This window comes from Capsulimonas sp. (genome assembly GCF_039929585.1).
Taxonomy (GTDB): domain Bacteria; phylum Armatimonadota; class Armatimonadia; order Armatimonadales; family Capsulimonadaceae; genus Capsulimonas.
Map to the genome: position 1 here is coordinate 13,717 of NZ_JBDSQY010000373.1, position 20,686 is coordinate 34,402.

A 20,686-nucleotide genomic window follows, 5' to 3' on the forward strand; every position below is an offset into this window, starting at 1 on the left:
TTTTTGCGTTATCGAACACATGTTCATATTATACCCGATATGATGGAAAAATAACATACTCTTGTTTTACTGTTCTCTTGACAGAGGAGGCCGACAGGCGCTATAATGCGGGGAAATCGCGGGACTTTGGCGATGGAGGTTTGGGGAGAGGGATTCCAACAATTGACTGACGCCCGCCGCTGTCCGCGCTGCCAGGGCGAGTACCCTGAGGGCGCGCGTTTCTGTCCGTCGTGCGCGCAGGCGCTGACTTCGGATGCCCTGGAATATCCGATGTCGGCCCTGGAGCTTGCGGTCAGCCGTGTGCGCGGCCTGCTGATCCCGGCGCTGGTATTTACAGTCGCGGTGCTTGGTATCGCTGTGATGGTCCTGGCGTCCAAGCTGGAGCGAGTCACGCGTCAAGCGTACGCTGCCGCCAAGACGGCTTCGACCCTCGCGCCCTTGTCCTCTTCCGATGCCCCCGCCATTTCCCCCGCCTTTCCAGACGACGTCGCGGCCTACTTGCGATTTCTCCAGCAGATTGAGCAGAACCGCGTTGCCCTGGTTCGGCGCAAAGCCGCTCTTTACGCTCCGCCATCCCCAAACGCCTCCGGCGAGCCGCCTCCCCCCGATCCCGCCGCCGCCTGGCTGACCTTGGTGCGCGACTTCCATACCCAGCCGATCCCTGAAGCCTGCAATCCCCTCGCCGCCGAATACAATGGACTGCTGAACACCACGAATTCCGGCAGCGATACGACCGCCCTCGACGGAGTCGCCGCCCGCGCCGACGATGAGCTGAAAAAACTTGCGCAGCGCTATGGCGCGTCGCCGCCGTTCAAGATTGGGGAAAAGTAGGAATCTGTCTCAATGGGGCGTTAGAATAGAGCCGTAATTAACTGGGGATATTTTCGCCGAAAGCGATATCGCCATCGCGCAGACGCTTCAAACGCCATTGGGCGTAAAAGAACGCCAGGACCGTCACCGGCAGCGCGGCGGCGACGCCGAACATCATTCGCCACGTTGTCTGTACCCAGAGCGGCGAGATGGCTTCGAAGAACTCCTGGTAGTTGGTGAAGATCAAGGAGGCGGCAATCCCGATCACGCCGAGGGCGAGCAGCGTGGAAATCCCACGTCCCGTACGCAGTGCGGTCGTATGAGTCGCCATCGCCGAGCCGATGGCGGCGCCCATCGCCAGCATCGTCGCCATGAAGATCTGACCGACCACCCACGCCGTCAGCGCCGGTCCAAGGCCGACCTCGGGTGAGGCCGCCGCCTGAAGGTAGAGTGCAAGCAGCACTGCCGCGAACGCCGTCCATGCGACGACCGACGCGGCCACGTTCGCCCAAATCAATCCCCAGAAGATCTGAGCCGAACGCAGCGGCGTCAGCAGGATGAATCCGAGGCCGCCCGTCTGCCGATCTCGACGGAAAATCTCCTCGCACTGCGCGGGCATTCTTAATCCCAGCGCGCACACTTGCAGCGTCAATATCACTCCCGCAACGCTGGCGTACGTTTCCGGTGTAACAAGAGGCCAGTTCGGCGTTCTGATGTGAAAAAAGCGGACCCAGGAAAGACCTTCGGCGAAACCCATCGCGAGGTCCGGATAAAGCGCCGTGGCGACTTCGAGCAGGACAAACAGCGCTGGAACGATGAAGACCCATTGATACCACGCGCCCGAGCGCGTCCGGGATCGGAGCTCTCGGATGAAGAGCGGGTTGTCGATCCAGGCGCAAATCCATCCCATCAACGCTTCGGTTCTGTCTCCATAGGCGACCTTTTTGTGCCCAGAGGGCGTCTGCGCGCCCATCGGGCGCGGGCTTGCCGCCCTTATCCCCGTCTTCTGTTTCGGCTCTCGCGTCGCCGCCGGCTCGTCCCGTGCAATCCCGGCTTCGCTTAGTCGATATCCCAGCCACAGACAAATCATACTCAGGACGACGGGCGCCGCCAGATACTCGGCGACTGGAACAGCTGTCCCATAAGGCCAGTGACCAATCATGTCGCTGCTCACCGTGCTTCGGGCCAGTTCCGCCTCGGCGGCGGGGAAAAGATGGATCCAGGCGAGGAGCGGGCTGGCGGCGCCGAGATGCCAGAACGCGGGAAGTGGAATGAAAATGGCGGCGATTGGGCTGAAAAAGAGCAGCGCCAGAGTCGCGCGTATCCAGCGGCGTCGTGCCCCGCTTATCGGCGCCGCGAGCAGCACGTTGATTCCTAGACTGTAACAAAATGTCACCGCAGCCGTAATCGCGAGCGCTGCGAGTGTTTGGAGTACGGGAGCGGCGACTGGGGAGACGCCTCCCAGCAGACAGACAACAACGAACATCGCCAGCGCTGTCCGCAAAGGACGCCCCGTCTGCCGCAATAGCTGCCGAATCAGCTGCATCGGCCGGCGGCGCAGCGGCTGTCCCTTCACCCTCACACCCATGTTCACGGCCCGCCACGCAGCGTTGATCAGCGCGGGAAACCCAAGTAGCAGCAGCAGGCCCGCTTGGTCCCAGCCGCCGCCCGTCCCGCGTCCGAGCAAGGAGGCCGTGTCTCCGGAAGTGACGCAGACATTCCAAGCGTAACCGGCCAGGAGAATAATCGTCAGCCGCTGTGTCCACCGCGAAATCGCGGCGGCTCGCCGGGCGATCGGCGCGCGCGAAATTTCGGACGCTTCTCCCACGGTCAAAGCAGCGCCCGATCGCAAAACGCCGGCGATACGCGTGAGCGCCAGCAGAGGCAGGAGATAGACCAGTGTGGGAAGACTGCCATGGTAGAAGGGCAGTGTAGCGTCCATCAGCTTCACGGCGAAGTAGGGCCAGCTAAAAAAGACGCCGGCCAAGACAAACTGCGCGTGCGGAAGGGCGGATTCCAGCGGCCGAAGGAGATGGAGAATCCAGCCTCCTCCAAACATCCGCGAGAAGATCTGCACGAAAAAGCCGAACATGACCACGGCGATGATCGTCATCGATGTGCGATCTGTCCCCTGATCCTGGCGCTGCTGTCGCGCCTGCGCCTGACGCAAATTCCGCTGTTGCTTGAGCGTCGAGACCGCCCCTCCTAGTCCCGGCAAAACATAGGCTGGAGGCTTCAGAGAGATGATCGCGAAGAACAGCGCCAGCTGAAAAATCTCCGTCCACTCCATCCCCCCCAGCTGCTGGATCAGCACGTATAGGGGCAGCGCCGCCAGCCCCATCAGCAGGGAGCCGCGCAGGGGGCCGATGGTCATGGCGAGGATCATTTCGGCGGGACGGACGGGGGTGACGAGAAGGCCGTCCAGCGTCTGCCGCCGCGCCTCGGTCGCGAGGGAGGGAGAGAGGGCGGTGCGTGTCGCCGTGATCAGAACGGTTTGGACCGTAATCACGGCGGCTGCGGCGAGGGTGGGCGCCGAGGCCCCAAAAACATTCGCTGCGAGGACGCGCATAAACGCGGGGAATTCCTGGTTCAGCGTCAGGACGCCGACGAGGGCGGCGCCGGTGAGCAGCAGCATGATCACGAAGCGCCAGAAGAAGGAAAAGCGCCGTGTTTCGCTCCGCATCGTGCGCGCGAGAAATGGGTTTTCACGCAGCCAGAGCGGGGACGCCCCTCGTCGCCCCCGAGTCTCGGTGTTCAGACCGAAATCGGCGGCGACGGCGCGGGCCATCCAAAGAGTGCGTGTCCACCATCGAACGGCGCGGCGCGCGATCAGGCTCATAAGGGGCGAGGCGTTTCTTTCCCACAGCTGGGCGGCGTGGGAACCTTAAGCGAACATCTTCCAGGGATTGGGCGTTTCGTCGTCGGCCGGCGGCGGTGTGAAGTTCGTCAGGGACTCGTCGAAGTCTTCCTTCGTCAGGATGCGCCGTGTCTCCGGATGGGCTTCCGAGAGTCGGATCAGCGCTTGCAGGCCCGCTTCGTTGACGATCGCCTTGATGTTGGCGCCGCTGTAGCCTTCCGTCCGCGCCGCGAGGTCATCCAGGCTCACATCGTCGGCGAGCTTCGCGCCCGTTGTGCTCAGGCCGAACAGGGCGCGCCGGCTTTCCAAGTCGGGTAGGGGGATTTCGATCTCGCGGGACAGGCGGCCGCCGCGCAGCAGGGCGGCGTCGAGCATATCGCGCCGGTTGGTGGCGCCGACCACGAAGATCCGCTTGTTCTTGACCAGTCCATCCATCTCATGGAGGAACTGGTTGACGACTTTGTCGCTGTATTGATTCACGCCGCCGGAGCGCGAGGGCAGCAGGGCGTCGATCTCGTCCAGGAAGATGATCGCGGGAGACTTGGCGCGCGCCTCGTCGAAGATGCGCTTGACGGCCTTCTCACTTTCGCCCAGCCACATCGAGTTGATCTCGGCGGGGCTGGTGGCGATAAAGTGGCAGTGCGCCTCATGCGCCAGCACGCGCGCGATGGTCGTCTTGCCCGTTCCAGGAGGGCCGTAGAGCAGCAGCCCCGTCGGAGGCTCAATGCCCAGGTCACGCGAAAGGCTAGGGTTTTCCAGAAGCAGCTGCATCTGCTTGAGTTCGCGTTTGGTGCGCTGCGGCAGAATTACATCGTCCCAGGTGAGTTTGCCGTGGCCGGTCGGGCCGCCGTCGCGCTCGGACTCACGGGTGGCGGCTGCTTCAAACGCCGCCGCGCGCTCTTGGTACTGCGCGTCGCCTGGCTGAAGCAGGGCCGCCTGATGCGCCGACTCCGCCGCCGCTTCGTTCTGCCCCAAATATCTCAATGACAGGGCGAGCGCGTGATGGAAGCGTGGATCGTTCGGGTCGCGCTGGATCGCGGCGCGCAGCGCCGTTACGGATTCGCGAAACGCCTCGCGGTATTGCAGGATCCAATCGGTCTGCCCGATCGCCTTGGAAGCCGCCACGACCCCGAGGCCCAGGACCGACGCGGCGAGATCGCCGATGCCGTTCTTCGCGCCGCGCTCGCGCATCGACGGGGGCAGGATGCGCTCGCCGCGCATCTGATAGGTCAATCCCAGCTGGTACGGCCCTTCGGCCTCCTCGGGAAAGCGCCCCATCGCGGCCTCAAAGGCCGCAATGGCGCCTGGGAACTCACCCTTTTCGCGATATTGAATCCCCGCAATAAAGGCGGGGTCCTGGATAATCTGGCTCATGCACAGATTATACCCACCACGGGCGTCTGTGGGTTGCGGCGCGCTTTCGACCGCGCAGCGGACTTAAACGAGTGCGGTTTAATCTTTGCGAGGGAGGAAGGCCGTCACGAGTTGAGAGGCTGTCCATCCGATGTTGTCGACGATAAGCTTGTCGTCGGCGCCGCAGACATCTTTGAGGGTCAGACATGCTTCGGCGCTAATGACTGTCGCCAGCGCCAGCTCCAAACGGCGCAGCTCGCCCTGGCTGTAGGATTGGGCGAGCGGTTCGAGCACGGCCTCAATCAGCTGGAATCGATAGCCCGGTCGTACGCCGGCGTGGGCTCCGGGGGAGTAGGCGATGGCGATCAAAGGACGGATATGTGATTCGTTCGCCAGAACATGACGCGCCATTGCCTCGCCGGCGATCCGAGCCCGCAGCGCCACATCGTCCGCAGCCCGGATCTCGGCGAGGATCGCGCTGAGCTCCGGCCATTTCCCCGTCAGTGCGTCCCGAAGAAGGCTGGGGGCGGCGGAGAGATTCGCGCTGGCCTTTCACGATCCCGCGCGATTTGCGTTCGCGCCCGCCAGCCCAGAGGCCGCCGCCGTCATGGAGGAGAACCGGCGTGTCTTACACATTTACGCAGGGGAACCGTTTATGCATCATCCAGCCCTCCGTGCGCGTCTGGCGCAGGTTTCCATTCCGGCTATGGTTGTCTGGGGAGAGAACGACGGCATCGTCGATGCCGATTACGGCCGGCGCTATGCCGACAGCATTCCCGGGGCTTGTTTCGAACTGGTCTCTGAGGCGGCGCACTTTCCTCAGATTGAGCGTCTGGACGAAGTGGTGCGTCTGATTGGGGATTTTACGGGGCGGTTGTGAGATTCGGTCCCCTGCCCCTCAATCCTGGGGGCAGGGGACCGAAGCCTATGCCAGCGTCAGTTCGACGGGAATATTATTACGTGTCGCGTTGGAATAGGGGCACACTTGATGCGCCTCCTCGATCAGTTTTTGAGCGACTGCCGGTTCCAGATCGGGCAGCGAAATGCTGAGCTTTACGGCGAGGCCGAAGCCAGGACCCGTTTCGCTGGGGCCGATGCCGACCTGGGCCGTGACGGAGGCCTGGGTAATTTCAATCTTTTGGCTTCGGGCGACGTACTTCATCGCGCCCTCGAAGCACGCGGCGTAGCCCGCCGCGAAGAGCTGCTCGGGGTTTGTGCCCGCGCCGCCAGGGCCGCCCATTTCCTTGGGAATCGTGAGGGTAACGTCGAGGTTGCCATCCGAGCTTTTCGCCGTTCCCTCGCGTCCGCCGATTGCGGTGGCTGTCGCCGTGTAAAGTATCGCCATTGGGTCATCTCCTTGCGCGGCGGCTGCGTGTTTGGTGGGCCGCCTAAGGAGAGAACATGGCGTCGCGCCTGTTTGTTCCGGGCTGGAACACAAAAAAAGCCCTCTCCACACGGCGACTGGCCGTATGGAGAGGTAAGGGGACAGAGTTTCAAGTTGTGATGCAAGGATGGCTAAGCGGCCACGGATTTGCGGCGGCGCAGGGCGAGCGCGCCAAGGGCCAAGCCGCCGATCATGAACGCGGCCACCGAGCTGGGTTCGGGAACAGCGGCCAGATGCGTGGCGTCGATGTACGTTCCGAGGCTGCTGCTGGAGTTCGGGTTGAGGTCGCCGAAGCCGATCGTCGTCTTATCGCCGGTCGCGGTGAAGGCGTAGGTGAAGTACTTCCAGTTGCTATTGCTGTCCGAGCTGCCGACCGCATGCTTTTCCTGAACCATGAGATTGTTGACGAAGATCCCAAGGTCGTTTTCCTGAAAGCTGGTGCCGGGACGGGCGGAGAAGGCGTATCCGAGGACGTAGGTCTTGCCGGCGACGGTGTCCACGGTCTGCTGGATGCCGCTGGTCGTGGTGCTGGCGAGCTCCACGAACTGCTTCCCCTCATAAGGCTGGCCGACGACGCCGCTCATGGTCTCGAACTTCGAACCGTAGGTGAGCGTCCAGCCGTTCAGCGTATCGGTCTGAACGTAAGAGTTGGGGCCAAGTTCGGAGGTCGTGGGCGCTTCGAAATTGCCGTTGATCAGCAGGTTCGCCTCGGCGCGGGCGGCGCCCATTGTGGCGAGCATGGCGGCGGCGGCGAAGGCGGCGAGGATAATATTCTTTTGCATGGTGATGATACTTCTTTCTGCGAATAATCGGTGAGCAATTTGGAAGGAGCTCCATTTGCTGCGTGACGATACTTTAGCAGATCGAAATTTCTACACCAATAGCATTAATACGTGTTTCACGGCGAAACAGAAGAAAGACGCCATGAAACACGTATGTTGAACAGTGAGTATGGACAACTAACCCAGCAATGTGAGCAGGGCTTCAAAATGGGCGAGGAGATCCGAAGGATTGTCGTAGATTGCGGCAGCGCCTTTGAGATCGCCGTCCTTCCAGCCGCCGCAGCGCACGGCGACAGTGCGGACATTGGCTTTTCCCGCCGCGACGATGTCATACGGCGTGTCGCCGATCATCACAGCTTCGGTGGGAGACAGATGCGCCTTGCGCAGCGCCGCGAGGATGATGTCCGGCTCGGGCTTGGATGTCTCAGCGTCGCCCGAAGTCGTTTTGGCGTTCGTCAGTTTTCCCGCGTCCAGCTTTTGCAGTAAGATCTTGGCCTGCTTCGGCTCGCCCGAAGTCGCGAAGATGACCTGAAGCCCAGCGCTATGAACGCGAACCAGCAGCTCATGCGCCTTGGGAAACGGCTGAAGATCGTTCAGATACTTCTCCGCGAAGAGCGCCTCGCGGCGTTTGGAGATCTTCTCGCCCTCCGGGCTGTCGATTTGCTTGCCGATCACTTCAGGCAGCAGCGTGTCGCCGCCCATACCGATGAGGCTGCGCACGCGCGCATAGGGGATATGGTAGCCGAACTCGGCGAAGACTTCCACCCAGGCGCGCGTGTGCGCATCGACGCTGTCGATTAGTGTCCCATCAATGTCGAAGATAATTCCACGCAGTGTGCTCACGGCGTCAGGACCACCTTGATGCACTTATCGCGCTTTTCTTTGAACGTTGCATAGCCTTCGGGAGCCTGTTCCAGCGGCAGTCGATGGGTGATGATAAACGATGGGTCCAGCTCGCCCTTCTGGATGCGCTCCAGCAGTGGGTTCAGATAGCGCTGCACGTGCGTCTGTCCGCCGGTGATGTTTAACCCCTTGGCGAAGACGGCGCCCATTGGGAAAGCGTCGATCAAGCCGCCGTACACGCCGACCACGGAGAGCGATCCGCCCTTGCGGCAGGCCATCACCATCTCTCGCAAAACGTGAATACGGTCCGACGCCAGTCGCATGACTTGCTTCGTCTTGTCCATCACGGCGTCGGCGCTCGTTCCATGCGCTTCCAGCCCAACCCCGTCCATGCAGCCGTCTGGGCCGCGCCCACCGGTCATCTCTTTGAGCGTCGCCGTGACGTTGTCCACCTTGGTGTAGTCGATCACTTCCGCGCCCGATTGCCGCGCCAGCTCCAATCGCTCCGGAATATGGTCCAGCGCGATCACGCGGCCGACGCCCTGCAGAAACGCGCACTTGATGGCGAGCTGCGACACGGGACCGCAGCCCCAGATGGCGAGCGTGCCGCCCGGCTTGACATGCGCGTTCTCCACGCCCATCCACGCCGTTGGCAGTATGTCGCTCAAAAATAACACTTGCTCGTTCGACAGATCGCTCTCGATCTTGATCGGGCCGATGTCGGCGTACGGCACGCGCGCATACTGCGCCTGACCGCCGGCATAACCTCCAAACAAATGAGAGTAGCCGTAAAGGCCGGCGACAGGCGCTCCATAAACGGCCTCCTGCATCGAAGCGTTCGGGTTGGAGTTATCGCAAAGCGAAAACAAAGTGTCCTCGCAGTAAGAACAATGCCCGCAGGCAATGGTGAAGGGGACGACCACGCGGTCGCCGATTTTCAGGTTCTTGACTTCGCTTCCCAGCTCCACGATCTCGCCCATGAACTCATGGCCCAGAATATCGCCGCGCTCCATGGTCGGGATAAAGCCGTTATAGATATGCAGGTCCGAGCCGCAGATCGCCGTCGCCGTGATCTTGACGATGGCGTCACGCGGGTTCAAAATCTTGGGGTCCGGGACGGTGTCCACGCGCACATCGTTCTTGCCGTGCCAGCAGAGAGCTCTCATAGGTAGATCTTTCTTGGGAGAGATGGGTGTGACAGAGAATATTTCTAATTTGCCTTCAGATCCCCGGTTATAAAAACCGGGTCTGGGAAGCCTTCGGCTAATTGTCCGTGCCGGACAAACAAATGATGGATCATCGACCACATGAATTTGTCCGTCCGGCACGGACGGTTAGCCTTTCGCTTCTCAGACCCGGTTTTTATAACCGGGGATCTGAAGGGAGTAATTTTACGAAATCCCCACTGCATTCTTCTCTGCGCCGTTGGTCGGGACTTCGCCCGCTTCCATCACGCTCTTGAACTTGCGCAGGTCGCTTTCGATCTGCTGCTGCGGGTTTTCGCCAAACAGCTTCGCGACCGCCGCGCCGATCTTGCCAGCCGGGGGACGGTACTCCAGGACCACGCGGACTTCCGTTCCGCCGGTGGGGGCAGCAGTGAAGTGGACGGAGCCGGCGTTGTCGACATCCGCGCCTTCCAGCGATTTCCAGGCGATCAGCTCATGATGCACTTCATTGATGATCTCGGCATCCCATGCGACGGTCCGACCGGCCGGGGCTTTGACAACCCAGTGGGAGTGGGTATCGTCCTGGATCGTGACGGATTCGAGATGATCCATGAACTTGGGCAAGTTGTCGAACGAGCGCCAGAAGTGGAACAGCTCCGCGGGCGTCTTGTTGATCGTGACGGTGTGCTCCACCTTGATGCCTTGATCGTGCGGAACGCTTGCGTTTTCGCTCTCCGTCTGTTTCGCGCTCCCTGTATGCAGGGCGGTGTAAACCGGACAGTGACCCGTTGCGCCGCGTCCGACAAGAGCCGCTCCGAGGCCGGCGAGGGCCAGGGGGACCGGCTTGCGCTGGGTGACGCCGTAAGCGATCAGCGCGCTGCCGCCGAGGACGGAGACGATACGCTCGATGGGATGGACATTGGCGCTGCCGCCTTTGAACTTATTGTTATTCTGAAGGTCGTTTTGCTCGCTGCTCATCACGGGGCCTCTTTCTGATTCGGTGATTTTTCTTATGGAATGGATTTATCTGTCAAGCATGGTGCTCGTAAGGGCGTATTACCCGGCGTGAGCGCGCGGCAAACTGAGCAGACTTAAAAATCCCAAAAGAGTGAATCCGTCAGAGTGTGTAGCTGGCGCAGAGCAGGCCGAAGTAGTGATCGACTTCGTAAGAAAGGAAGCGGGCCTTGAGCGGGACACGGCGCTGGACGCCGAGCAGGGAGAGGGTTTGCCAATAGGAATCGGCGAGCGCGGCTTCGATCCAGGTGTCGTCCCAGGTAAGAAGTCGGGAAAGATCGTCGGCGCGAATCGCTTCGACCATTGCCCGGTCATACTGCTCTGATTCGGGCGCAAAACCATAGCGCCCATCGGCGGCGTGTCCGTGTCCCTGGTCGGCGCTGACGATCAGCGCCACGCGCCGGTCTCCCTCATTCGCCGCCGTCACCAATGCGTCGCCCCAGGCGATTAAGTGCTCGCGGGATACGCCTGTGCTGGGACACGCCACGGCGATCGGCAGCGTTTGTTTCGGGTCGAGAAGCGCCAGGGGAATGGTCACGCCCCAGTCGAGGGGCAGCGGCGCTTCTGGGTCCTGCATCACCAATGGCGTGACGGGAACTCCCCGCTCGGCGGCGTGGTATGCCCACGAGGCGGCGAGGTCCCGATCGGTATGGGCGGTGAAGGAAAGGTCGTCCAGCTCGCCTGCGCCCATCGGGGTCACGCCGATGGATATCGAATCGTGGAGTACGATGCCGTGTGGGGTGAGAATAGCGACGGTATCGGGATGGGAGGCTTCAAAATCGCGGCGCATTTCCTGCATGGCGATGCGCGTCTTGGGGAGCGGCGTGGGGCCGTCTTGAGGCAAAAGCATACTGCCGCCGTGCGGCGAGATGCAGGCGTAGACAATGGGCATTGGGGAATATACCCAGGTTTTGCCCCATGTGATAATCACTAAGGAATTATCGCAATGCGGGTCATGAAAACGCCAAGAACCATGGGTATGAAGCCAATGCTGTATCCCCGGGTATGAAACCCGGGGCTGGGAGCCTTCGGCTAAGCGTCCGTGCCGGACGCAAATGCCTGTGGTCGATGATGCATCATTTGTCCGTCCGGCACGGACGGTTAGATGCTTCGCATCTCCCAGCCCCGGGTTTCATACCCGGGGCACGCATGGGTTTCATAACCGGGGCTCTTGGCGGGGCAGAGAAGCGAACTTACCGAATCGCCTGTTCCGTCTCCGGATCGAACAGGTGCGACTTCGCGAGGTCCAGCACGACGTCCAGCGCCTCGCCGTCCTTCGCCTTGGTCTCGGAATCGATCGTCGCGACCAATTGGTGCGGGCCGGCGGTCAGGTAGAAGGTGACGATGTCGCCCATGGGCTCGGAGACGTCCACTAAGGTGCGGATGGTGTTGGCTTCCGTGGATTCGACGGGGTTCTTCAGGCTCTTGTCGAAGATGTCGGCGGGACGGATACCGAACACGACGGACTTGCCGGCGTACTGGGCCAGCAGGGCGTCATCGATCGGCGGCGCGGCGACTTTGAACGAGCCGGCGTCGACCGTGTAGCCGTTCGCGCTCTTCACCAGGGTGGCCTTGACGAAGTTCATGCTCGGGGTGCCGATGAAACCGGCGACGAACATATTCACCGGGCTGGTGTAGATGTTCATCGGGGTGTCGCACTGGTTCAGCAGACCGTCTTTCATAACGGCCATACGGTCACCCATCGTCATGGCTTCGACCTGATCGTGCGTGACGTAGATCGTGGTGATCCCGAGGCGGCGGTGCAGCTTGATCAGTTCGGCGCGGGTCTGGACGCGCAGCTTGGCGTCGAGGTTCGAGAGCGGTTCGTCCATCAGGAAGACCTGAGGCTCGCGGACGATGGCGCGGCCGAGGGCGACGCGTTGGCGCTGGCCGCCGGAAAGCTGCTTGGGGGTGCGCTGGAGCAGCGATTCCAGGCCGAGCTGGCTTGCAGCTTCGTTGACGCGGCGCGTGATCTCCGTCTTGGGAACCTTGCGCAGCTTCAGACCGAACGCCATGTTCTCATACACCGTCATGTGCGGGTAGAGCGCATAGTTCTGGAAGACCATCGCGATGTCGCGATCCTTGGGGGAGACATCGTTGACGATGCGATCCCCGATTAGGATGTCGCCTTCGGTGATCTCTTCGAGACCGGCGATCATGCGCATCGTGGTCGTCTTGCCGCATCCGGAGGGACCGACCAGGACCATAAATTCTTTGTCCCGGATCTCCAGGTTCAGGTCATCGACGGCGGTGACTTTATTGTCATACCGCTTAAAAACGTTTTTGAGTGTAACTTGCGCCAACTTGTTTAGCTCCCCGGCTCGGCGGCTTCGGCCGCCTCGCCCCATTGTCCATCAAATACGATCTCCGACAGCGGACGGCGAACGCGCGCGGCCAGCTCCCTCGCGCGCAGGTTCTCCGGCAGACTGTCCGGATCGCCCTGGTATCCGACGGCGATGGCCGCGACCGGCTCATAGCCTTCCGGTATCGACAGCGCCTCGCGCGCCTTGGCGGCGTCAAAGCCGGCCATTTGGTGAACATGCAGGCCCAGCGCCGTCGCTTGGACGGTCAAATGGGCGACTGCTTGTCCGACATCATGAAATGCATGCGGGTTGGGCTGATCCTTGGAGTTCCGCATTTTGGCGACGGAAAGCATCAGCACCGGCGCTTGTCCGGCCCAAAGCTGGTTGCCGGGAAGCAAAATCTGAAAGAGGCGATCGTACGCCTCGGAGTGCGTCGCCTTCACACCGACGAAAAAGCGCCACGGCTGCTCGTTCATGGCGGACGGCGCCCAGCGGGCGGCTTCCAAGATGCTTTCTATTTTTTCGGGCTCGACCGGGCGATCCTGGAACGCGCGCGGGCTCCACCGCTCCCGCAGCAACGGATGCAAAGCGGGAACGTCGTTTGAAGATTGCGTCATGACGATTGCTGCCGTTCCAAGAGAAAACTGAGAGAATAACGCAGATATTGTACTCGATTTTCGCGGAAAGAACGGCGTGGAACAGTGAAGGAAAGCTGATTAAGCCCGGCAAACGCAGTTTGGACCAGAACGCTCCCTGTTTTCGGCATTATCTGTTTTCTTGGCCCCGTAATCGTTTACGATTCATCTGCGCTAATCACTGCTTGTGCGACGTTGGTTGCATGCGGACTATATTTCGCTGTACGTACGCTTCCGAGACGCCGAGGCATCCCGGAAGCGTAAGAATTACCTCGGCCGCCCCGAGGGGCAGCCGAGTTGATTAGGAACGAAGCCCATCCAGCGTGATAAGAGCGCTGGAGGCGACGGTTCCTTCGCGAGAGATCGTCTGGACGCCGCGATTGGACGAACGGGCGCCGCCGTTGTGCTGGAACGCCACGCTCAGACCCCAGATGATCAGGCCAAGCAGGATCAGGATGCCCGCCACGGAGAGCGCCAGGACGACCACGTTTTTGGTCTCCGAGCTCATGCTTCCCTGTCGATTGTCCGGCGCGTAACCAGGATATTGGGTTGGGTAGGGCCGGCCCGGCTGCTGCGGAGGCGGCGGATAACCTTGATTGGTCGCGGGGGCGTTGGCGCCGTAGCGCACTTGTCCCGGCGCGAAGGCAGGAATGCCCGAAATCTCCGGCGGGACGGTGCCCGTGTTCATGGAGCCGCTGAAGCCGCCGGCGGGCATCTGCATGCCCTGCATTTGCGCGGTCTTGTTCCCAGATTCCAGCGCGAACTTCTCGGCGCGAATGTCTGCCGCCATGGCCGCCGCGTTCTGGTATCGGAAGTTGACGTCCTTCGCCAGACCCTTCTGAAGGATCGAGTGCATGCCGGGCGGCACGCCCGTCGGCATGGGCGGCTGGATGTTCATGATGTTGTACGTGATGGTGATGACGCTGTCGCCCGCGAAGGGCTTACGTCCGGTCAGCATCTCGTACAAAGTAATGCCCATCGAGAAGATGTCGGTGCGGTGGTCGACCGTATGCGAAGCGACCTGCTCGGGCGACATATAGCTTGGCGTACCGAAGACCTGGCCGTGGGCGGTGATGCTGGGCTCGGCGGTGATTCGGGCGATGCCGAAGTCCGTCAGCTTGATCACGCCGCCGGGCAGGATGTGAATGTTGTCCGGCTTGACGTCGCGGTGCACGATGCCTCGGGAGTGGGCGTAGCCAAGCGCGTCGCACAGCTGCAGCGCGATCTCCAGGCTTTCCTTTACCGGAAGCGCGCCCTGCATCTGCTGGATTTCGCGCAGGCTATGGCCTTCGAGATATTCCATGACGATGAAGTGGCGCTCGCCTTCCTGACCGACATCGTAGATGGTGACGATGTTCGGATGGGAGAGCGTGCCTGCCGCCTTGGCCTCGCGGTAAAAGCGCTCGATGCGCTCGCGCTTTTGGCTGCCGGAAAGGTGCTGCGGGATCGCCAGCTCTTTGATCGCCACGCGGCGGCCCATCGAGGGATCGACGCCTTCATAGACGATGTCGTTGGAGCGGGCGATTTCCCGGATGACCCGGTACTTTCCAAGGATCGTGTTGTTCTGGACGGCCACGGTGAATTCTCCCAATAATAGCAGACGCCGCCCGGTTACAGAGCTGACGTGAAAAGGATCAAAGGATGTCGCGGGCGCTTATTTGCGCCGGCCCCAGGCGCGCTTGTCTTGCTTGGCTCCGTCACCGGCCGCTGCGGCCTCTTCCGTTTCTTCGACGAAGGGCTTAATCTCACGGATTGAGAGAACGACTGCCGTGATGTTGTCGCGTCCGCCGCGCTCATTCGCCTCTTCCACCAGCCGCATGGCGGCGATGGATGGGCTGTGCTCCAGCGCGATCCGCTGAATGTCCGATGCTTCCAAATGGCCGCTCAGACCGTCGGAACACAGAACGAAGATATCGCCTTCCTGCATGGCGTGGGTGGTGATATCGGATTCGATGGTGCTCGCCGTGCCGATGGACCGGGTGATGATGTTGCGGAAGGGAGACGCCTGCGCCTCCTCCAGCGTCATCGCGCCGATACGAACTTGCTCGGCGACCCAGGAATGGTCTTCGGTGATCTGGCCGATCTCGCCGTCCCGGATCAAGTAGCAGCGGCTGTCGCCGACCTGCGCGACCGTGATCATATCCTCGCGAATGATCGCGCAGGTCAGGGTCGTTCCCATGCCGTTGCGCTCGGTGATCATCTGCGCCGTGTCGTAGATCAGGCCGTTTGCTTCTTCGATGGCGCGCCGCATATTGGAGTGCGTGTCGGGCGAAGGTGTCGAATAGTAGGAACGGATGACGATCTTCAGCGCGAGCTCACAGGCGATCTGACCGGCCGAGTGGCCGCCCATGCCGTCCGCGACGCCGTAAAAGCTGCCTTTGCTGGCGAGAACGGCGGGATCTTCCGGCTCGTAGAAGTCGAACTTGTCCTCGTTGTTCTCACGAACGCGGCCAAGATCGGTTTTGGCGCCGAGTTTTACCGTGGCGAGAACGCGAGGTGTGCGTCCCAGTTCCGCCCAGCCCTCGTTCATGTCATCACGGCTGAATTGGACCGTCTTTTCCTGTGCGGCCATATAATCTTGCATATGAGTGCTTGTCCTTCATTCTTCAAACGCGGTTTGGGAGTTGATCCCGCCGCGATCTTTGCCGACGGCCGTTTCGGGCCTTGCGATGATAATAAAAATTATTCCGAAATTGCCGATCCATATCCGTCTGAAACTCCGGCGGTCGGCTCGAACCGGAAGATCGTTCCGCCGATGACGATCTCGTCGCCCGGCTTCAAGAGCACCGGCGCGTCCGCCTCAAGGCGCTCGCCATTGAGCAGCGTTCCGTTCGTGCTGCCGAGATCTGTGAGCTGGAAGGCGTCGCCTTCCGCAATGATTTGGGCGTGTCCAGTCGAGACGTAAGGATCGTTGCGCAGGACGATCGTGCTCTCCGCGTGCCGTCCGAAGGTCGTCAGCCCGTCGATCAATGGGTGGTCCCAGATGACGTCGCCGCGTGTCACCACAAGCTTAGCAATGGACGGCGTCTGCGCGGCGCTGGGCTCCGGGAAGACGCGCTCCATGGCGATCGGCTCGAACTCACCGCCGCGGCCGAGCATTCCGCTCATATCCATCAGCGGACTTCCCATCAGGGGCATGTCCAGCGATTGCTCCAGGACTGGCTCCGGCTCGGATTCGCGCACCCGCACGCCTTCTTCTCCAGGAACGCGCAGAACGACGCGAATGCTGCCGAAGCGCACCGTGTCCTCGTTTTGCAGCACGCGCGTGGCGCCCGGCGCCATCCGCTCGCCGTTGATCTGCGTTCCGTTGGTGCTGCCGAGGTCCTCGACGCTCACCTGGCCGTTCTCATTGACTTCGATTCGCGCATGCTGGCGGGAAATCGTCTTGTCGGGAAGCAGAACATCCGCGCCTTCCCGGCCGACCATGTTCGGGCCGACCTTCAGGCGATGCTGCCGTCCGGTGTCTTCCTCAAACCAAACGTTCCAGGAGGGCGTTTCCACCGTCTCCGTGAGCTCGAAGCCGGCCGTGGGAAGCGTCGTGAGCATCACGCCGCACTCCGGGCAGAACTCTTCCGTTCGCGGGACGCGTGCGTTCACCACGGGACAGTTGCCTGCGGCGCCGACCGGACAGCGTGCGGCGAACTCGGAGAGGTCTCCGGCGGGTTCGGCTTCTTCCGGCGTATCCACCTGCGCCGCGACGAAGGTCGCCTTGTCGTACTCCGCCCGTTTTGAGGGCGAGGTCAGAACTTCATAGGCTTCCTTCAGTTCGGTAAACGCCTCTTTATCCCACAGATATTGCTGGGCAAGACGGCGGTACGCTTCGCGGATCTCCGGGGCGGCGCAGCCAGCGGGAACTTCGAGTATGTCGTAATAATTTTTCACGAGAGCCTGACCTGATCGAGATTGAATACCGTATCCATCAATAGTTTTTCGGTGGCGCCGCCGGAGAAGATCGCCGTGCGCGCTTTTATAATTCGCGCGACGGCGTCGCCGCGCCCATACCGATTTGCCTGCGCCTCCAGAACGTCGAAAGCCGCTTCGAGCGTTTCCTGGGGCATTCCCTGCTTGCGCAGCTCCATCATCGTCTTGTCCAGACCACGGATCGAGCGCCACCAGTCGGCGATTTCCCGCACGCCGGCGTCGGATGTCTGGTTTACGGTCTCCAGATCGGCGACGAACTTTGTCGTCAGGTCCGCGCTCAGCCGTTCGGTCAGCCCCGTCGCGCCATCCTCGTAAATCAGTTCGGCGCGCGCTAAGCGATAGGTTCCCACGGGGCGCGGAGATGTCTCCATCTCCCAAAGCGAGAGCTGTGACGAGCCCAGCTCGATATCGTCCAGCGTGACTTCCGCCGTCCGGTTGCCGAAGACAGGCTGCCGGCCATGGACCTGACGGACGCTGACGCCGCTCGGGACCGTCAGCCGCAGCCGCACCTGGCGGGCGACGATCCGCGAAAGCCGTTCGATCTCGGCGCGAAACGCTTCGGGGATCTCCTCGGGGGTCTCCACATGGGTGAAGGAGCCGCCGGAGCGCCGGGCGAGACCCGAAATAAACTCATCGTTGTAATCGCCGCCCAGGCCGATCGCCGAGACGCCGATCCCGCGTGCGCGCTGCTCGGCGACCTGGCCCAGAATACTGCCGAAGTCGCGCGTTCCCGCGCTGGGCTCGCCGTCTGTCAGCAGCAGCAATCGATTGACGCTGTGCTCGGTCTTCGCGGCGCGCAATTGGTTGAACGCGGCGAGCATACCGTCATAAAGATTCGTCGTGCTGCGCGCTCTTAGTCCGTAAATTACTTCCCGGATCTGCGGTTTGTGGACGACGCGGCGGGCGGGCATCAGCACTTCGGCCGTCTCCGCGAAGGAGATGATCGTCAGCTTGTCTTCCGGTCCCAGCAGATCCACGACCTGCGCGCACGCCTTTTTTGCGTAAGTCAGCGGCTCTCCGCCCATCGATCCAGAGCAGTCGATGACCAGGGCCAGATTGATCGGCAGGCGCGATCCCGAGATGTGGCCCGCCGCTCCCGGCGGGCTTCCGGTGGTCCGAAGGGTGAACAGCAGCGGTTCAAGCGCCGTGTCCAGCGCGAGCGCCTGCGTATTGCCCGGCGTCATCGCCATCGTCAACGCGCGCTCCACGGGCGGCGGCGGCGTGAACGGAGATGGGCCGGGGTTTTCTTCCTCGACGTCGATTCCCTCGTCGGACGGTATAGGCGTGTTGTCGGCGTCACTCATAAAAATTTGCGGCCTCGCTTCCAGCGCTGAGGATATTTGGGTCACGTGCGTATTTGAAAGACTCCCCCCGCGCTTAGCCGCTCGAAATTCATTATATCAATAAGAAGGTCAATTGTCCACATAACCGAAGAAATTGTATGGAAAGAATTGTTCGCGCCAATATTTACGGCGCGAACCCTGCAACCTTTACCAGGGAGTCGTGTCAAAGTGAGTAGAACAATGATTATTACGATCTATCAATCACTGCTGGCCATCGGAGGCGCTGGTCTGATCCTACAGGCGCTTCTAGGCTTGGGAGACGGCCACCATCACGATCCAGCGGCCGTAAACGGCCACCATGTGGACGCGGCCGCGGCGCACGATCGAGGGGGCGAGCCGGCTCTTTTGCACGCCGGGCGATTTGTCGGAGGCGGGGCTCGGAACCGCGCACACGTCTCCTCAGCACGCGGAAACAGAGGCAAGGGCCGCCTGGGCGCCTGGAGCGTCTTTGCGCCGCTGCTTTCGCTGCTGTCGCCGCTCACGTTTTTCAGCCTGTGCGTCGGAGCCGGCGCCAGCGGCATGATCCTGGAATCGCGGCATCTGCCGCCGCTCTGGACAGTTTTGGGATCGGTCGCCGGCGGCCTGCTCTTTTTCGGAATGATCGTCCGGCCGATCTGGTCGCTGGTTTTTCGCTTCGCATCGAAGCCGAGCGAAGCGCTCGAGGGAACAGTCGCGCATGAAGCCGTCGCTGTGAGCCGGTTCGACCGGGGCAAAGGAGTCGTGCAAGTCACGATCGACGGTCAGCTTGTGCGAGTGCTCGCCAATCTGGAGAAGGATGAGAGCGAGCGCGAAGGGGATATCCAGCCAGGCGAGCGTCTGCTCGTGATCTCGGTGGACGGCCATTCGAACAGCTGCCGCGTGATGCGAATCTAAAATTCACGCCCCGCCGGAGATGGCGGGGCATGAATTTTAGATACGTCTGATTATTTTCCAGTCACAAATACGCTTTTTACGGCGTCCAGATAGCCGTAGCCATAAACATTGTCCGGCTCAAGGTAACTGGTTTCGGTCCATTCATTCCAGCTGTTGATGGTGATGAGCGGGGCCTGCTTCGGATGCGCGTCCACATAGTCTTTCGCCATTTGCAATCCTTTGGCGAAATTCTCGGGCGTATTGTTTCTCATGACGGCGCTTGTTCCCAGCCGCGGGCTGTTATCCCAGCCAATACTGACATGAGGATAATAGGTCAATTCAAAGTCCTTGTCGATCCGCGCCCACTCTTTTTTCACCTTCTCCAAAAGGTTCAGATAGTCGTCGTTGACGTCTAAAAAGTGAACAAATTGGTAGTGTGTCGCGCTGGTGAAACCCAGCTTCTTCACAAATGCATCTTCGGGGGATTTCCCCTTGCTCCCATCGAATCCGCTGTGGTTCACGTTCTGAGACCACATCGCCAGCTGTAACTCCAGCCCTGGGAATCCCGCTTTTTTTGTTTCCTCTTTAAACCACTTGAGCGCGGCGGCCGTTTGTTCGATCCCTCCAAGCCCCGCGATCAACTGCGGGACATCGTAGATCATAAAGACAGGCTTGCCGTCTATTTTATAATATTGTGGAAGCTTGAAGTACTTTTCAATATCTCGTTTGCAGATTTTTTCAAACTCGTCCCTGTTCACTTTTCCGGTCCAGATCACATTTCCATCATGGACTTTGTTGTTTCGCGTATCCCAGGTGTTGCTGACATCATGGTTTGCCCACATCAGATAAAATTTCATTTTATCGACATTGTCGGCCTTCAGAAAACCGTTGTCCAGAGTCGTTTCCATAAACGGGCGGCCGTCATACCAGTACCAATCGAAAATGAAAACATTGACGCCATGCTTGGTCGCCTCGTTGATTTCCATATTCATAATCGCGGGGTCGGCTTCATTCACGGTTCCCCAGACAGGTTTCCGGTTCCAGTAATGCCCCGGATATCGTGTCTGCATATTGGTCACGGTTTCCCACTCGCCGATACCCGCCGGCCAGAACGTGCGTAAACGGGGATCATCGTTAGCGTAGGCCGGATAAAGAAAAGCGGCGACGTCGTATTTCTTCATAGGTGTTTTCTTCGTATCTTGAGCAAATGCGCTGCCGGCGATTAATGAAAGAGCGCCGATCACCAAAGCATGGCCGTGTTTTTTATTGAAAATATTATGGGTCATATCGAAATTTATTATGTCCATCAGACGGTTAATTGTCCACACAACCGGAATCTCTGGTTTGCCGGGCGTGCAACCTTTTCCTCCCTTCCGGGTCAGATTAGACAATCATGCGAGTTGGGCGGACCGCGCGAGGTGCG

Annotated in this window: 19 protein-coding genes; 3 read left to right on the plus strand and 16 right to left on the minus strand. The window is 60.7% G+C overall.

Annotated elements, in window-relative coordinates; all coding sequences use genetic code 11:
- Nucleotides 1–162: 162 nt before the first annotated feature.
- On the plus strand, nt 163–831 hold the full coding sequence (locus ABIZ35_RS28650) for a zinc ribbon domain-containing protein (RefSeq protein WP_348223369.1): 669 nt from the start codon (nt 163–165) through the stop codon (nt 829–831).
- Nucleotides 832–868: 37 nt separating this feature from the next.
- On the opposite strand, the gene ABIZ35_RS28655 is transcribed toward ABIZ35_RS28650, so the two are convergent.
- The 3 genes from ABIZ35_RS28655 to ABIZ35_RS28665 all read right to left on the minus strand — a co-directional run bounded on the left by ABIZ35_RS28655 (nt 869) and on the right by ABIZ35_RS28665 (nt 5,431).
- Nucleotides 869–3,649, minus strand: coding sequence for a hypothetical protein (locus ABIZ35_RS28655; protein ID WP_348223370.1), 2,781 nt, complete (start codon nt 3,647–3,649; stop codon nt 869–871).
- A gap of 45 nt (nt 3,650–3,694) precedes the next feature.
- Nucleotides 3,695–5,041, minus strand: a complete 1,347-nt coding sequence (locus tag ABIZ35_RS28660; RefSeq protein ID WP_348223371.1) for an ATP-binding protein — start codon at nt 5,039–5,041, stop codon at nt 3,695–3,697.
- 78 nt (nt 5,042–5,119) lie between these two features.
- Nucleotides 5,120–5,431, minus strand: a complete 312-nt coding sequence (locus tag ABIZ35_RS28665; RefSeq protein WP_348223372.1) for a hypothetical protein — start codon at nt 5,429–5,431, stop codon at nt 5,120–5,122.
- Nucleotides 5,432–5,675: 244 nt separating this feature from the next.
- Between ABIZ35_RS28665 and ABIZ35_RS28670 the strand changes: the two genes are divergently transcribed.
- The gene (locus ABIZ35_RS28670) at nt 5,676–5,900 is read left to right on the plus strand and encodes an alpha/beta fold hydrolase (RefSeq protein ID WP_348223373.1); all 225 of its coding nucleotides are present in this window, start codon (nt 5,676–5,678) and stop codon (nt 5,898–5,900) included.
- A 45-nt stretch (nt 5,901–5,945) separates the two neighbouring features.
- Here the strand turns inward: ABIZ35_RS28670 and ABIZ35_RS28675 are convergent, their stop codons facing one another.
- The 12 genes from ABIZ35_RS28675 to ABIZ35_RS28730 all read right to left on the minus strand — a co-directional run bounded on the left by ABIZ35_RS28675 (nt 5,946) and on the right by ABIZ35_RS28730 (nt 18,372).
- Entirely contained in the window at nt 5,946–6,365 is a 420-nt protein-coding gene (locus ABIZ35_RS28675) for an organic hydroperoxide resistance protein (RefSeq protein WP_348223374.1), read from the minus strand.
- Between the two features lie 170 nt (nt 6,366–6,535).
- Nucleotides 6,536–7,186, minus strand: coding sequence for a DUF642 domain-containing protein (locus ABIZ35_RS28680; RefSeq protein WP_348223375.1), 651 nt, complete (start codon nt 7,184–7,186; stop codon nt 6,536–6,538).
- A gap of 177 nt (nt 7,187–7,363) precedes the next feature.
- On the minus strand, nt 7,364–8,029 hold the full coding sequence (locus tag ABIZ35_RS28685; RefSeq protein ID WP_348223376.1) for an HAD family hydrolase: 666 nt from the start codon (nt 8,027–8,029) through the stop codon (nt 7,364–7,366).
- Entirely contained in the window at nt 8,026–9,195 is a 1,170-nt protein-coding gene (locus tag ABIZ35_RS28690) for a zinc-dependent alcohol dehydrogenase (protein WP_348223377.1), read from the minus strand. The genes ABIZ35_RS28685 and ABIZ35_RS28690 overlap by 4 nt, the downstream gene beginning before the upstream one ends.
- Before the next feature lie 225 nt (nt 9,196–9,420).
- A complete protein-coding gene (locus tag ABIZ35_RS28695; RefSeq protein ID WP_348223378.1) occupies nt 9,421–10,173 on the minus strand; it encodes an SRPBCC family protein in 753 nt (250 codons plus the stop codon).
- 139 nt (nt 10,174–10,312) lie between these two features.
- Nucleotides 10,313–11,101 carry a hypothetical protein gene (locus ABIZ35_RS28700; RefSeq protein ID WP_348223379.1) on the minus strand — a complete coding sequence of 263 codons (789 nt, stop codon included), beginning with the start codon at nt 11,099–11,101 and terminating at the stop codon, nt 10,313–10,315.
- Between the two features lie 301 nt (nt 11,102–11,402).
- Nucleotides 11,403–12,512 carry a sn-glycerol-3-phosphate ABC transporter ATP-binding protein UgpC gene (ugpC, locus tag ABIZ35_RS28705; RefSeq protein ID WP_348223380.1) on the minus strand — a complete coding sequence of 370 codons (1,110 nt, stop codon included), beginning with the start codon at nt 12,510–12,512 and terminating at the stop codon, nt 11,403–11,405.
- Between the two features lie 5 nt (nt 12,513–12,517).
- On the minus strand, nt 12,518–13,129 hold the full coding sequence (locus ABIZ35_RS28710) for a nitroreductase family protein (RefSeq protein ID WP_348223381.1): 612 nt from the start codon (nt 13,127–13,129) through the stop codon (nt 12,518–12,520).
- A gap of 319 nt (nt 13,130–13,448) precedes the next feature.
- Nucleotides 13,449–14,723: a serine/threonine-protein kinase gene (locus tag ABIZ35_RS28715; RefSeq protein ID WP_348223382.1), complete on the minus strand. Its 1,275-nt coding sequence runs from the start codon at nt 14,721–14,723 to the stop codon at nt 13,449–13,451.
- Between the two features lie 78 nt (nt 14,724–14,801).
- Nucleotides 14,802–15,731, minus strand: a complete 930-nt coding sequence (locus ABIZ35_RS28720) for a Stp1/IreP family PP2C-type Ser/Thr phosphatase (RefSeq protein ID WP_348223383.1) — start codon at nt 15,729–15,731, stop codon at nt 14,802–14,804.
- A gap of 98 nt (nt 15,732–15,829) precedes the next feature.
- Entirely contained in the window at nt 15,830–17,029 is a 1,200-nt protein-coding gene (locus tag ABIZ35_RS28725) for an FHA domain-containing protein (RefSeq protein WP_348223384.1), read from the minus strand.
- A complete protein-coding gene (locus tag ABIZ35_RS28730) occupies nt 17,026–18,372 on the minus strand; it encodes a VWA domain-containing protein (RefSeq protein WP_348223385.1) in 1,347 nt (448 codons plus the stop codon). The genes ABIZ35_RS28725 and ABIZ35_RS28730 overlap by 4 nt, the downstream gene beginning before the upstream one ends.
- Nucleotides 18,373–18,579: 207 nt before the next feature.
- Here ABIZ35_RS28730 and ABIZ35_RS28735 point away from each other — a divergent pair, with 207 nt between their 5' ends.
- Nucleotides 18,580–19,284, plus strand: a complete 705-nt coding sequence (locus tag ABIZ35_RS28735) for a hypothetical protein (RefSeq protein ID WP_348223386.1) — start codon at nt 18,580–18,582, stop codon at nt 19,282–19,284.
- 50 nt (nt 19,285–19,334) lie between these two features.
- Here ABIZ35_RS28735 and ABIZ35_RS28740 read toward each other — a convergent pair whose 3' ends face one another.
- Nucleotides 19,335–20,654: a glycoside hydrolase family 99-like domain-containing protein gene (locus tag ABIZ35_RS28740; RefSeq protein WP_348223387.1), complete on the minus strand. Its 1,320-nt coding sequence runs from the start codon at nt 20,652–20,654 to the stop codon at nt 19,335–19,337.
- Nucleotides 20,655–20,686: the final 32 nt, after the last annotated feature.

What these genes read in the sequence shown, in the direction of transcription:
- ABIZ35_RS28720 (WP_348223383.1), bottom strand. Translation starts at nt 15,731, where the DNA reads ATGCAAGATTATATGGCCGCACAGGAAAAGACGGTCCAATTCAGCCGT.
- ABIZ35_RS28665 (WP_348223372.1), bottom strand. Translation starts at nt 5,431, where the DNA reads ATGGCGCGTCATGTTCTGGCGAACGAATCACATATCCGTCCTTTGATC.
- ABIZ35_RS28695 (WP_348223378.1), bottom strand. Translation starts at nt 10,173, where the DNA reads ATGAGCAGCGAGCAAAACGACCTTCAGAATAACAATAAGTTCAAAGGC.
- ABIZ35_RS28690 (WP_348223377.1), bottom strand. Translation starts at nt 9,195, where the DNA reads ATGAGAGCTCTCTGCTGGCACGGCAAGAACGATGTGCGCGTGGACACC.
- ABIZ35_RS28700 (WP_348223379.1), bottom strand. Translation starts at nt 11,101, where the DNA reads ATGCCCATTGTCTACGCCTGCATCTCGCCGCACGGCGGCAGTATGCTT.
- ABIZ35_RS28655 (WP_348223370.1), bottom strand. Translation starts at nt 3,649, where the DNA reads ATGAGCCTGATCGCGCGCCGCGCCGTTCGATGGTGGACACGCACTCTT.
- ABIZ35_RS28660 (WP_348223371.1), bottom strand. Translation starts at nt 5,041, where the DNA reads ATGAGCCAGATTATCCAGGACCCCGCCTTTATTGCGGGGATTCAATAT.
- ABIZ35_RS28680 (WP_348223375.1), bottom strand. Translation starts at nt 7,186, where the DNA reads ATGCAAAAGAATATTATCCTCGCCGCCTTCGCCGCCGCCGCCATGCTC.
- ABIZ35_RS28675 (WP_348223374.1), bottom strand. Translation starts at nt 6,365, where the DNA reads ATGGCGATACTTTACACGGCGACAGCCACCGCAATCGGCGGACGCGAG.
- ABIZ35_RS28670 (WP_348223373.1), top strand. Translation starts at nt 5,676, where the DNA reads ATGCATCATCCAGCCCTCCGTGCGCGTCTGGCGCAGGTTTCCATTCCG.
- ABIZ35_RS28730 (WP_348223385.1), bottom strand. Translation starts at nt 18,372, where the DNA reads ATGAGTGACGCCGACAACACGCCTATACCGTCCGACGAGGGAATCGAC.
- ABIZ35_RS28710 (WP_348223381.1), bottom strand. Translation starts at nt 13,129, where the DNA reads ATGACGCAATCTTCAAACGACGTTCCCGCTTTGCATCCGTTGCTGCGG.